The 13,964-nt window shown below is 43.0% G+C and carries 10 protein-coding genes; 3 read left to right on the top strand and 7 right to left on the bottom strand.

The window, feature by feature from the left end:
- Positions 1-19: 19 nt before the first annotated feature.
- The 7 genes from AC07M3_RS06355 to AC07M3_RS06385 all read right to left on the bottom strand — a co-directional run bounded on the left by AC07M3_RS06355 (position 20) and on the right by AC07M3_RS06385 (position 9,384).
- Entirely contained in the window at positions 20-943 is a 924-nt protein-coding gene (locus tag AC07M3_RS06355; RefSeq protein ID WP_494566866.1) for an energy transducer TonB, read from the bottom strand.
- 10 nt (positions 944-953) lie between these two features.
- The gene (hsmA, locus tag AC07M3_RS06360) at positions 954-2,444 is read right to left on the bottom strand and encodes a hemophilin secretion modulator (protein WP_494566867.1); all 1,491 of its coding nucleotides are present in this window, start codon (positions 2,442-2,444) and stop codon (positions 954-956) included.
- A 79-nt stretch (positions 2,445-2,523) separates the two neighbouring features.
- Positions 2,524-3,315, bottom strand: coding sequence for a Slam-dependent surface lipoprotein (locus tag AC07M3_RS06365; RefSeq protein WP_199990270.1), 792 nt, complete (start codon positions 3,313-3,315; stop codon positions 2,524-2,526).
- A gap of 191 nt (positions 3,316-3,506) precedes the next feature.
- Positions 3,507-6,680 carry a hemophilin receptor HphR gene (gene hphR / locus AC07M3_RS06370; protein ID WP_494566920.1) on the bottom strand — a complete coding sequence of 1,058 codons (3,174 nt, stop codon included), beginning with the start codon at positions 6,678-6,680 and terminating at the stop codon, positions 3,507-3,509.
- A gap of 138 nt (positions 6,681-6,818) precedes the next feature.
- Positions 6,819-7,835, bottom strand: coding sequence for a FecR family protein (locus AC07M3_RS06375; protein WP_494566868.1), 1,017 nt, complete (start codon positions 7,833-7,835; stop codon positions 6,819-6,821).
- Positions 7,836-8,357, bottom strand: coding sequence for a sigma-70 family RNA polymerase sigma factor (locus AC07M3_RS06380; protein WP_092707765.1), 522 nt, complete (start codon positions 8,355-8,357; stop codon positions 7,836-7,838).
- Positions 8,358-8,493: 136 nt separating this feature from the next.
- Entirely contained in the window at positions 8,494-9,384 is an 891-nt protein-coding gene (locus AC07M3_RS06385) for a LysR family transcriptional regulator (RefSeq protein ID WP_494566869.1), read from the bottom strand.
- 185 nt (positions 9,385-9,569) lie between these two features.
- Between AC07M3_RS06385 and AC07M3_RS06390 the strand changes: the two genes are divergently transcribed.
- From AC07M3_RS06390 to AC07M3_RS06400, 3 genes are all read left to right on the top strand, one after another.
- Positions 9,570-10,514, top strand: a complete 945-nt coding sequence (locus AC07M3_RS06390; protein WP_375037052.1) for a dihydrodipicolinate synthase family protein — start codon at positions 9,570-9,572, stop codon at positions 10,512-10,514.
- 171 nt (positions 10,515-10,685) lie between these two features.
- Positions 10,686-12,071, top strand: coding sequence for an MFS transporter (locus AC07M3_RS06395; protein ID WP_494566870.1), 1,386 nt, complete (start codon positions 10,686-10,688; stop codon positions 12,069-12,071).
- A 78-nt stretch (positions 12,072-12,149) separates the two neighbouring features.
- The gene (locus tag AC07M3_RS06400; protein WP_494566871.1) at positions 12,150-13,496 is read left to right on the top strand and encodes an OprD family outer membrane porin; all 1,347 of its coding nucleotides are present in this window, start codon (positions 12,150-12,152) and stop codon (positions 13,494-13,496) included.
- Positions 13,497-13,964 lie beyond the last annotated feature (468 nt).

Consider the following 13,964-nt stretch of genomic DNA (forward strand, 5'->3'; position numbering starts at 1 on the left):
AATGGATATCGCTCATCGGTTAACGGCCCCGATTGAGTTTGAGTTGGACTGGAAAATCCACAACAATGGTCACGGCGCGACCGTTAATTTTGTGGAGTTTAAATCTGGATTTACGTGCAGCTTGCATGACCCGTTCATCAAGGCTGGCAATGCCCGAGCTTTGACGTAATTGAATGTCAATCGGCTGCCCTTTTTCATTAATGCGAATACGCACCTCAACCAAACGATTTTGTTGTTTTAACTCGCGGTCGTCATAGTCAAGCCCGCCAAAACTCAGCACGTCCACACTACTCACCTGAACAACGTCATCGTATTCAACTTGAGTGCTAGGTGCTTTGGAATATTCTTGCTGCGTTGCAGATGTTTTGACGCCACCGCTTTTGGTTGTGCTGCTGGTGTTTTCTAGCAAGTGCTCTCTTTGCGGTTGTTCAAGGTCAGTCGAACTGAGTTGTGTATCTGTATGAGCCGCTCGCCTTTCTGTAGGCTGCGCTGCTTGAGACGAAGCTAAATTGTTTAAACTCGTTTTTGATTGTGCTTGCTGTTTATCACTTAAATTATTTTGCATCACCTCTTTAGAGGCAGTTTTTGACGCTAATGTTTGAACATTTGTAGGTGAGTTTTTGAGCTGATCGGGTGCATAAGATACCGAACTATTTAACGTAGATTTCGGCGCTAAACTTTTTTCGATAAGCTTACTTTCAGTCTGGTCAGGTGATGGCTTTTTAGCAGGTGCCAGCGACACAAAACTTACTTTTAAGGCATCTACTTTTGGTGATGTCGCAAAAGTATAGGGTTCAATTAAATGGCTCAGCATCCAGACAACAAGCAAATGCAAACCAATCACAACAGCTACGGTTAAGCACTTATAAAAATGCTTCGGACCTTGTAGTAAAGGCAACTTAACCATCGGTTTGTATGTAGGGAATAAAGATTTTGATTTCATGGCTTATTCCCTAAAAACGATGCTCAAGCTTGAGGCTAATGTTGTGTTTATCGTAGGAATAGAGCCAATCGACATTGCTTTTATTATGGTTATAGCGATAGGTTAAATTTGGGGTCATGCCATAAAACTCAAAGCGCGGCATTTGTACAACAAAGGTATAGTTCTGCTCAAAATCATGGCGGCGGGCCAAGAAAGTTTCTGCATATTTATCAAACTGACGCCAACGGTAAGAACTTAACAAAGTGGTGTTAAATCCTGTGCTCCAAGATTTGCTTAAGCCCAACCGCACACCTTGCTGCTGGTATGCAGCCATATATTTTTCTTGGGTCGAATGGTCGAGCACATCTAAACCACCAAAAAAAGTCCACTGGTCTGGAAAAATCTTCCAGAAAGTAGCAAAAGCTGAGCTTTCTACCCCATCTAGGGTTTTATATTTCTGATAATTTAAATCTTTACTCTCAGCTTCTAGCTTAAAGGCTTTATCGGCCGAGATAAAATGCATCCACTCAGCACGTGCACCCCACGCATTGTAAAGACCATCATTGCCATAACGTTTATGTTCAAAAAGCGGACTCACCCCAATTTGATTTTTTAAGTCAAAGTAGCTATAGCCTGCATTAATGTTAATAGTAGATTCATTAAATGCCGCGTGGTCGTTATAGGACTGTCCAAAAGCCAACGCACGTAAAGCCACGCCATGATGACCCTCTATCGCATAGCGTTTAATCAGACTGGCTTCGTAATCTAAACCCGTTGCCGATTCGGCTTTTGGAGTTCCACGGGTGACTTGCTCAATTGGGATAATATTACCATTACTATCTTTGCCATAAAGCGTCCATGTTTTGCTCTGTTCAGATGAACTATTTAAATTACTAACATAGGTGTAGCCAGCTGAAACCGAGCCTTGCCAAGAGTCTCGTTTTTTTAGTGCCTGAACAAAAGTATTCACTGTTGTTAAAACTCCAGACGGGATTACCGCAGGGTCACTTTGTTTAAGTTTGTCTTGAATGGAAATAAAAAGGCGTGCTGCTTCCTTATTCTTCTGTTGTTCAAACAGCACGCGCGCTAACTCAAGTTCACAAATTAAATTATGAGGTTGTTGTTTTAGGCTGCTTTGAAATTTTTGTTCAGCCAATTTCAGTTGACCCTGAGAACGTGCAACTGCCCCTTCGGCAAAGTCGGTTAAAGCCCGATCGTAGCCAACATATTTCTTATAATGCTCTAAATAAACCGTGGCTTTGAGCCACTGTTTTTGCATGACTGCCAAATATAACGCCTTGGCAAGATCATTCTGGTTTTGTTCAACACTATATTCTTGTCCATTAATTTGAAGTTTTGGTAATTGCTCGGTACTACGAATGGTTCCCTGTTCGTGAAACTGGCGCTGTTCTTGTAAAAGCGTTTGGTCCAAACTTTGATTAAGACGAAGCTGTGTGTCTTCGTCGGCATATAAAAATGGACAACTCAACAAAGTCAGACAACACAAAAGCATTCGTTTCATAAAACAATAAACCTGAAGCAACCAAGCAAAATCCAAAAAAACAAAAGGAACCTACGTGTGTAGATTCCTTTTGCATTCATTAATTTTTAGCACCGCCAAATGCAGTGTTGTAAGACACGTTATCAAACTGGGCAATACCCGCTAAAGCCGAAGCATTTGCACCGAAGAATTGACCTTGAACCACACCAGAGTTGTCGACACCAGCCGTACCGTTAGCCGTTGCCAAACCTGCAAATGCAGCAGTACCCGGGTTAAATGCCACACCATCTAGACTTAATGATGAAACAGCCGTACCTGTTCCTGTAAGCGTCCCTTGGAGTGTGCCCGCGCCATAATTTGCCGTGAACGTACCACTTAACAGATTGCTTCCAGAGCCGTTAATTCCTGCAACGGTATAGGTTGCAGTACCCGCGGTTGGAACAGTGGTATTGGTGTTATCACCCGCGTAGTAAACGGTATGGCTCGCGCTTGCCGACGTGTCGCCCGCTTTCCACCATTCACCAAAATAGACTTCCTGCGTACCGACCTGACCAAAGTTAAAATTACCTAATGCACTGTGTGAAGGTGGCATTGCAGACACTGGAATATGCGAAATATTAAAGGTTTTGCTGCCAACCGTTACATTGGTGTTACTCGTTCCCTGAGCAGCGAAAGCCTGAGCCAAACCTTTTAACGAACTAAAACCTGTAAAAGCGTTATATGGCGCACCCGCAGCTTGAACCGATACCGCTGCTACACCACCCGGATGGCTTGCATTGGCAGCAGCACCGATTTTGATGTTACTTTCATTACTCGAAATACCATCAATCCCTGCATAAGCAAATGCAGTTGAACAAGCAACTAGACCCAAGAACAATTGAGAGATTTTCATTTGTTGTTACTCCATCTTTTTAGAACTAAGTTATTGTTTAATTTAAAATAACGATTTCGCTATTTTTTAGTTTATTGAGTAGGCCCAGCTGCAAACCTACTCGGACTTTTTGTAAATAATAATCATTCATCATTATTATTTACTGTTACCTGACTCCCCTTTTATGTATGTGTGAGGGAATCAAATTCTGTTTAAAATTTGGTGGTCCAACTAATTTTCATCGTTCGGCCGGGTGCGGCCATGGCGCTACGGGTTAAAGGATCGATATAAAACTGGTTAGAAAGATTACTGCCGACAAACTCAACCGTGTTGTAGTCATCGACCTGATAACGTGCATAGGCATCAAAAATCCATGTGTCGTCCCAAGCCAAAGGCACATTGAGGTAATAGCCTTTATTGACGCTAGCATCATTGTTTTTGCGTAGCGGACTTTCATAAGCTTTATAGAATGTTGCACGTGCACCGAGCTCTAACTTTTCATCAAAAAAGCGGGCGCCAAGCAAACCGTGAAAACTCAGTTCAGGTGTGGCCATTGTCACTAAATAACCATTTGGGAAACCGTCATCAACACAGCGCTGATACGGTTCACGGAACTCAAGACCCTGCTCGGTTTGAACCGTGCCGCCTAAAATCATTTTGTTAATGGCACTATTGGTGTCACACACTTCATTTTTTAAGTTATAGGCCACGCTTAAGTCTGTGAAGAAACCACCATTATCAAAACGGCTTTGTAGCTCTAGACCTGACAGTTTCTGTTCATCCATATTGGTAAAAATAAGGTTTTGGTCACGCTCAATCACATTTTTGGTTTTGTTGTAGTAATAGGCGAGTTTAATGTCAGCATTACGTGCTGTGCTGAACCAGTCACGCATGTCATAGACATAACCCACTTCGTAGTTAAAAGCATGTTCAGGTTTGATTGCTTGATATGGCAACATGGCAGAAAAACCGACGGTGCTTTCAAACAAACTTGGTAAGCGATATTCCTCCGCATAGCGTGCATAGATTCTGCTGTTTGGCGTGAGATGAATTGAGGCACCTAACTGCGGTGCCCAGCCGCTATCTTTAACTTTGTCGGCAGACTCAACCGGAACTTGGTCGACCACTGACATAAAGTTCCCGCCAGTTACGACGTACTTTTGTCCAGAGGCATTGAGCTGGTTTAAAGGATTATCGGCAAGCGACAATTGCCCGTTGGCATCAGCTTTCCAGCTCAGCGTATTTTTCTGTGACCAGATCATGTTGTACAAAGTGCTCTCTGATGCAGGCACGGTATCGAGCTGCCCATCCCATTCAGGATTTTTTGTGGCATAGCGCTGTTTTAAAACATTGATTAAACGCTGCTGAGTTGAGGTGTAACTCTCGGGCATGGTCTGATATTCAAAGGTATATTCTTTAAGCCTACTTTTTTTGGTAAATAGCGGATTTAAATTCGGGTCAATCTCGCTCTGCAAAGACTTATTTAAAAAGTCATCAACAGCCCAATACGAGCGATAACGCATGCCCGCATCAAAACTTAACCAAGACAGCGGTCTATAATTAAAGTTAAAGTCGAAGGTTTTTTCCTCACGGCGCCCTGCCCGTGGTAATGCCTGATAGAGCGAATAACTTGGGCCAAATTCACCATACACATCGTCAGACGTCAGTTTTTCTTTTAAGAAACTTCCACCGAGCGTCAAATCAAGCTGGTCTAACAAACGGGTTTTATTACTGACCGTAATGCCTTTACGCGTATTGTCAGAATGGCTTATCGCCGTGTTAATAATAGTGTTATCTCGAAAGTCGATTGTGGTTGGCCATCCACCACGTGTGTATGTCTGGCTTTCGGTGTCGGTTTGCCAAATGTTGGCATAGAAATCAATCCAGCGATTATTCTCAGGCTTAAATTTATATTCGAGGCTATAGGCTTTAGAGTGAATATTGCTTAAAGGCCACTGCGGAACACCCAAGTCAGGCGTAATGCCCCACACAATCCGAGACGGCATAATTTCACCAAAAATATTTTTGGTATCTCGGTAAGTCAGTTTAAGAGTCTGGTGATCGGTTGGGCGATAGGTCCCTTTTAATAACCACGACTCCATATGACTTGAAGTGTTGGGAACTTCATCGCCTGGTTGATAGGCATAGGCAAAGTAAGGAATAAAGTCGAGGCTACTGTCTGGCGTCGCTCGTTTATAGTAGCCCGCGCCATGTGTCCCCGAAAAATAGTTACCGCGCTCACGTACCGCATAAACTGCCAGTAAATCGAATTTATCTTGCTTGGTGGCAATTGCCAGTCGGCCCGCCAAGTCATCGCCCGAAAAATTAGAGTTGTCACTTCTGGTACGGTTCTTTTTATAAATATCGGGGTCATATTTGGCCCCGTTCATGTCGATCCAAGGCGTTGTGTCATCGTAGTTTTGACCCACTTTGCTCATGTCTGGCAAAGACGGATCGATTGAGTTGGTTGAGCCTTCTACCTTTAACTCTGCACCAAAAGATTTACCCGGACGAACAATGTCATCGGCCTCTAGCGTTTTGACCACCACACCACCGCCAACAGAAGTCGTGGTATTGCGCTCTAAAGACGGACCTTTAATGACTTCAATACCAGCAATGAGATTGGGGTCAATATAGTTTCGGTTGTTTACCCCGTTGTAACCACGCCATACGGCAATTGACTGTTCAGTGCCATCAATGGTTAAAGGCACACGGCCAACACCCTGCACACCACGTACACTTGGGTCGAGTGCCCCACTATTGCGGGCATCGCCGCTATAGACTCCCACCATGCCTTGTAAAACATCGGCAGGGTTGGTTCCTTTAAAGCGTTCGACATAGTCTTTACCCGCATAGACCGAAGAGCGGTTTGCGTCATAAACTTTGTTATAGCCTTCTGTGTCACGGTCTTCTTTGCCGTACACTACAATTGGCGTGAGTCGTACCGATGCATCTTCTTCAATTACGGCACTACTTGGCGGCAGGCTAGCGGCCTGAACTTTAGATGAAGTGACCCGAGGCGTAGATTTTTTGCTGAGTGTGTAGCCCTGCCCAACTTTTACAGCATTAAATTCAGTTGATTTTAAAAGCTGCTCAAAACCTTGCTCGACAGCAAAATTGCCTTTTAAACCTAGGCTATGCAACCCTTGGAGTTGCTGGGCATCCATTGCAATTGAAGTACCCGATTGTTCGGCAAACTGATTCAGTACGTTAGCAAGACGGCCCGCAGGAATGTTATAGCTTTTAACTTCGGCTGTTTGTGCATAGGCCTGCTGCATAGGCAGCGCAACAAGCCCACCCATCGACACAGCATGTATGGCAAACGCCAGTGTTGAAAATCGAAAAATCGATCGATTCCACTTTTGCCCCGTTCCCGCTTTTTTCATTTGCCCGCCCCAGTAAATCGTAATAAGAATCATTCAATACAACTAATTAAAATGATCCATATTTATTGCTTCTACTTACTATGACGAACGACTTTCAAAAAAGTGGAACCTAAAATTGAAAATAAATTTAATTTTTTATTATTTTAAAGAAACCATGACCACAAACGGGGTGATTTGCTTAATTTTCAGGTCTGGAAAAACCGTAGCCAAAAGCTTAAGCGATTCTGTGGTTTGGTCTAAAGGCAACACAGCATTGACCCGCACATGTTGCAGCGCCGCATCCTTAAAAATAATTTTGCCTTTGTAGTTACAGTCTAGTTCTTGTAACACCTGATTCAGCGGCAGGTTTTCTACCATAAGCTGATGCTTTTGCCATTTTTGTTGTTCGTTATAAACATTCAGTGCAGGCAGTTTTTGCACGCCGTTTTGGTCCATTTTAATGGCTTGCCCTGCTTCAACAATGGCCTGACGAGTGGCATGCAATTGGGTCGTTTTAACCTGCGTCGCTTCTACTTTTACCTTTGAGTGCAACATGTTGAGTTCGGTTGCCGAAGGGTCATAACTAACGCTAAAAGCTGTGCCGAGTGCCTGAATTTGTCCATGACTGGTTTTGACCAAAAAGGGTTTGGTCTTATCTTTGGCAACATCGACATAAATTTGACCTTGCACCAACTCGACCACTCGCTGGTTGGTTTTAAAATCAAGATTGACTGCGCTTTTACCACGTAAAATTAAACGTGAACCGTCTGGCAAGGTTTGCGTGGTCCACTGCCCCGATTGTCCTTGAATATCGGCCGTAACATAGGCCACTGTAGTATCGGTTAAATAAAATAATGCCCCACTCATGGCAACAAACACGACAGCAAAAGCTGTTCCTGCCCGCAAATGTTTATAGGCTTTACCTGAGCTTAGGCCAGCTTTAAGTGCAACCTTAGTGACTTTTTTATGTCCGCTGGTTTGGGAAAGTTTTTGAATTGAACCGATACATTGCTCAATATCGGCAGCCACTTGGCGATGTTGCTCACTGGTTTTTTTCCACTCTTCAAATTTTTGTTTGGCGGTTTTTCGTGAGCTTTCATCATCCGAACTCAGTTGAACAATCCAGTGCGCGGCTTCTTCAACCAGCTGGTGATGTTTGCTTTTATCCATGGCCATTTAAATGCAAGCGTCCATGTCTTGTCGGTTTTGGTAGCACTGAATTAAACAGCTCGCCAAATATTTTTGAATCATTTTGGTCGACACATTTAATTGTGCCGCAATTTCTTTATGGGTATAGCCTTCGAGGTAATGCAAAATAAAAGCTTGCTGTGCTTTTTCAGAAACCCCTTCGAGTGCTTTACAAAGCTGGTTAATTGCTTGAATAATTTGCATTTGGTCTTCGGGTGAAGCCACCGCTTCAAGCATATATTCCATTTGACTCAAGCCATCTAAATAGGCCTGTTCAATGCGTTTACGGCGCACTTGGTCAATGAGCAGGTTTTTAGCAATCGACGTTAAATAGGCACGCGGTTCCTTAATGCCAAATAGCTCGTCTCGCGTTTGTAGCAGTTTAATAAATGTGTCCTGAACCAGATCTGCGGCCTGATCAGTATTACCTAATTTTTGTCTCAACCATTGGTGAAGCCAGCTTTGGTGACTTCTATATAACTGATCTACAAGCAAAGAAGTTTTGTTCACAGCAATTGGACTCAAAACAAGGAACTCACAAATGATAATAATTATCATTTAAACAAGTCAAGCAATAATTCAAGTAAAACTTAAATCACTGTTTAATAAATTGAATTAATTGCCGCCTTACTTTGTTGCACTTCCCTTAAAGCAAATGAGCCAAATTTTTAATTTCTTCCATTACCGCCTTACAAGCAGGCGTTAAATAACCATGTTTAGAAATAGACAAAGAAATATAACGCTTCAGTTCGGGACTCATAATTTTTGCTGCTTGAATTGAGGTGTATTGGCTGGCCTTTTTTAAAGCTTGCGGCCCAAGCATAGTATAAATGCCAGATTCGGCAACCAAATGAGTCTGTAAACTAATCGAGTCAGCTTCAAACACAATATTCAGCTCTACCCCATTTTCATAAGCCATGTGGTCTAAAAAGTTTCGCCAGTTACTTGGCCTGCAAAACGTGACCAGCGGTAACTGATTTATTGCTGTAAAGTCGACTTCATTTGCCTGAGTGAGCACATCTCCTTCACAACCGATCAAGTAAGTATCGGCTTCGGTAAGATAGACATCACCCTGTTTAGGCGTTGGGTTAAACCGATAGAGAATGGCTAAATCGACACTGCCATCTTCAAGCCATTTTTCTAAATGCACGCCTTGCCCTTCACGCACCGACAGTTTAATTAAGGGATATTTTTGTTGAAGGACTTTGTACAAAGTCGATAACAACGGATGTGCAGTAGACGGCAAACTGGCAATACGAACCGTACCAATCGGTGTATCAGTCGAGTGCAAAATTTCATTATTAAGTTGGCCGGTCACGTTCAGCCATGAACGAATTTTAGGAAGTAAATGCTGGCCTAAATCGGTAAGCTCTACACCGCGTCCAGTTCGGTTAAACAAACGACCACCACATTGCGCTTCAAGCTCGTTCATTTGCCGACTAATTTGTGGTTGATTGGTGTTATGCAGCATCGCAACTTTGCTTAAGCTACCGAGTTCCACCGCGTCTAAAAATATTTTCCATAAATCATAATTCATCGATTCTTCCTAAATCGTAAACTAGCACTTTTGAGCTATACATTTTCAGTATAACTGAAATTCAAGAATTGGTAATTCCTACATAGCTCGCCTATTTCTATACTCCAATCATGTTCTCTACAACACGATTTAAATCAGATTAAGAACCAGAGAATATTTAATTACACTGTATAGGAAGTACGATTATGAGTTTAGATTTACGTGGATTAACCCCTGCACCTGTGACTCCTTTTACCCGTGACGGACAAGTAGACCATGATGCAATTCAACGTTTAGGTTCATGGTTAGGCAGTATTGATGGTGTGAAAGGCTTGGTTGTTCTTGGACATGCAGGTGAAGGAACATTCTTGTCACAAAAAGAACAAATGCAGGTCATCGAAAGCTTTGTTAAATCGGTAGATGACAAAATTCCGGTAATTGCAGGGATTACGCTCGAAGGTACTTCAGTTGCAGCAGAAGAAGCAAAACGTGCAGTCAGCGCAGGTGCTTCGGCAGGTTTAATTTACCCTTCACATGGCTGGTTGCGTTTTGGCTATCAAAAAGGCGCACCACAAGACCGCTATAAAGCGATTTATGAAGAAAGTGGTTTGCCATCTATTTTATTCCAATATCCAGATGCAACGAAAGCCACTTACGACCTAGAAACTCTACTCGATATTTCTGCACAACCAGGCGTGTTTGCCATGAAAAATGGTGTGCGTAACATGCGTCGCTGGGATGTCGAAATTCCGATTATTCGCCGTGAACGTCCAGACTTACAAATTTTGACGTGCCACGATGAATATTTGCTTCACACCATGTTTGATGTAGACGGTGCTTTGGTTGGTTATGGCAACATTGCCCCTGAGCTTTTAATTGAAATGATTAAGGCAGGTAAAGCCAAAGATTACGCCAAAGCTCGTGCACTTCACGACCAACTTTTACCAGTGACTCGTAATGTCTATCACCGTGGTTCACACATGGAAGGCACGGTAGCACTTAAACATGCATTGGTTGCTCGCGGAATTTTGGACCATGCCACTGTGCGTTCGCCATTGCTTCCACTAGCAGAAGGTGCTGAGCAAGAAATTCATGATGCGATGCGTCAAGCCGGAATTGGCAAGGTCGATTTAACCCAAGCCGTTGCTTAAATTCTATTCGGGCTAGCATGTACGCTAGCCTTTTTTTACTGTACGCTGCCTGAGGCCAAACATCGGGCATGTCACTTAAAAATAATAATAAAAAGCATGCAAACTGTAGTGAACAGGTAGTGCGAAATAGAACAACAAAACTACGAGGAATGTAGTGATAAGGAGATAGAGATGACAAATCTAGCGGATGTAGAACCAATTAGTCATCATCAAAAAAATGCGGAAATTATTGCAAGACTCGAACGGCTTCCTGTGACCGGACGTTTGCAATTTATGCGAATTACCATTGGTATAGCGACCTTTTTTGACGCCTATACTGTTCTTGCGATTGCCTTTGCTTTACCCCAACTCATTACCGAATGGCATCTTACTCCAGCCTATGTCGGTGCGATCATTGCCGCGGGCTATGTCGGTCAACTGGTCGGTGCCATCTTTTTTGGTTCTCTTGCCGAAAAAGTCGGTCGTTTAAAAGTCTTGTCTTTTACCATTTTACTGTTTGTGGCAATGGACATTTCTTGTCTGTTTGCGTGGAGCGGAATGTCACTGTTAATTTTCCGTTTCTTACAAGGCATAGGAACAGGGGGCGAAGTGCCTGTTGCGAGTGCCTATATTAACGAGTTTATTGGTGCGGAAAAGCGCGGTAAGTTTTTCTTGCTCTATGAAGTTTTATTCCCACTCGGCCTTATGTTTGCAGGCATGGCAGCATTTTTCCTGATGCCAATTTACGGCTGGAAAGTCATGTTTATTGTGGGTCTAGTTCCATCGTTACTGGTGATTCCTTTACGGTTTTTCTTGCCTGAGTCACCACGCTGGCTTGCTTCAAAAGGCCGCTTTAAAGAAGCCGATAAAGTTGTCAAAAGCTTTGAAGACGGTGCGATTAAAAGCGGTAAAACTTTGCCTGAACCTGTGGTTAAAGACATTAACCCGCAAGGTATGGCAAAAACCGACTGGCGTGAGCTGTTCCAAGGCATTTACCGCAAACGTACCTTTACCCTGTGGGGCATGTGGTTCTGCGTCTATATGATTAATAATGCCATGGTGACTTGGCTGCCATCTCTCTACAAACAACATTTTGGTCTATCGCTTCAAACCAGTTTAGGTTATGGCTGGATTACCTCGGGTGTGGGTGTGATTGCCTCTATTATCTGTGCGTTAATGATTGATAAAGTCGGCCGCCGTCCTTGGTACAGTGCAGCGTTTTTCTTGGCCATCATTCCACTCATGAGCCTATCGATTTTAGGCGCAAAATCGGCGATGGAAGTTGTGATTTTAGCAACACTGAGCTATGCCATTTTGCAGACCATTTCATTCTCTTTATACCTTTACGCTGCCGAACTTTACCCAACTCGCCTACGTGCGATGGGCATTGGTTTTAGTACCGCTTGGCTCCGTGCCGGCTCTGCAATTGGCCCTGTTATGGTTGGTCTGGTAGTTGGTGGCTACGGCATTCAATATGTGTTTAGTGTGCTGGCAGTTGTGGCGCTCATTGGTGGCCTAGTGACCTTCTTCTTTGCCATTGAAACCAAAGGCCAAGTGCTCGAAAAACTCTCTCCTTAATTCATCCATTTCATAAAAAGCTTGCCTAACCTCAGCGTTAGTCAAAGGGCTTATTCATGCTTAAAAAAGGAATTTAAAATGAATAAATATTTGCTATGGGGCTGTATTGGTTTAGGCAGCGTGAGCAACGCTTATGCAGAGCTTCCTCAAGAATTTGGCAAGTTAGAATTAAAACTTAACACCCGTTACTGGAACGATGAAGGCACTGCCCACCCCACGCTTGCCAACCCTTCGCCTTCGTCGAGTGAATATGAACAAAGTGCCTTAGGGCTTGAGTTAAATTATCAGTCACCGTACCTGTGGGACTGGCTTGGGGTGGATGGCTCACTCTATGCAGTCACCAAGTTATTTGACTCTGGCAAGCCTAGTGCCCAGCTTTTAGAAGTCGAAAATAATGGCAAGCTCGATCAAAATTTTGCAACTTTAGGACAGCTCTACGTCAAGGCAAAACTCGGCGACAAAGGCGAAATTAAATTAGGTCGCCAATTGCAAGATTCTCTTTTACTTAAAAGCACCAATAACCGCGCGGTGCCCGACACCTTTTCGGGTGCGAGTGGTCAGTTTCAACTAAATGACCAACTACAGACTTACATTGCTTACTATGATCGCTGGAAACCGCGCAGCATGGACAGTTTTGAAAAACTGGTGACTGAGAATGACGAGCGAATTGATTATGTGGGTTTGCTTGGAGCCAAATATCAGTACAAAAACTGGAGCGTGAATGCCGAATATTTAAATAGCAAAGATTATTTAAAAAAGTACGGGGCGATTGCTCAATATAAATTGCCCTTTCATGGCTTAGTGTGGACTTTTAACACAGGTGCTTTTTTCTCGCGTGATGATGGCAAGCTGTTTAAGTGTGGTGCCGAAACCGAGTTGGACTGTGTAAAAGGCCAAGACATTAACAACCGTGGCAATGGTTATTTTGTCGATGTAAATGTAGCCAAGAATAATCTCGAAGGTGGCATTGCCGTTTCAAAGTTTGATGGGTTTTGGATTGAAGATAACTTTGCCGTGCATTCCGCCCGCAACTCGGTTTTAACGCAAGATCACGGCACCAACCCGTTTCCGACCTCTGCGACCATTGGCCCTGATTTTACCAATAACGATGAAACCGCCGTTGCCCTTCGGCTGAAATATAACTGGAAAGACTACGTGAAAGGTTTAAAAACCGAGGCGAAGTATATTTATGGCTTTGGTGCTCACCAAAGTAACATTAGCAGTGATATTGGGGGTAAAGAGCGTTACTTTGACTTTACAGTGAGTTATGCCTTGCCGTGGGTGAAAAACTTAGATGTGCGTTATTCATTTTTGCATTATGAGTCAAAGTTTGAAAATGCAAACTTAGGTGAAAAAATAAATGGCATGACTCGTAAAGATTGGGACCAGCATCGTGTATTTATTAATTACCGTTATACATTTTAAGTTCAAGCTAAACGTTTAGTTTAGCTTTATTATATTTATTAATTTATGGCTTTAAATAGATTAACTCTTGAGTTTAATTAAAATATAAATTTATATTTAAAATTTTTATAATATTTTATTTAAATTGAATTGACCTGTTAAAAACTTATGATTATTATGGTCTCGCTGGCCTACATTGCCAGTCGGTTTTAGCAGACCGTAGATCCATGGCGGGTTATAGTTCAACTATAAGTCGTTAGACCCTTGCGTCCCTTTTCTTTGCGGTAGGACGGGAGGGGGACGCGCTTGCGCGTGCTGGTTCCTTGGATCCCAGTCTGCTAACCCCCTTTCGTTCTACCACCATAAATTAATTCGCAGTGATTGTTGGTGGTAGGACTCCATAAACTTTAAGGAGTTGGCCATGACATTTTTTATATTCATCCCCTATCCTCTCTCGTAATTTTATTTATTTAAAATTTAGGCTTTCTC

This window comes from Acinetobacter sp. GW821-FHT09D10 (assembly GCF_059416285.1).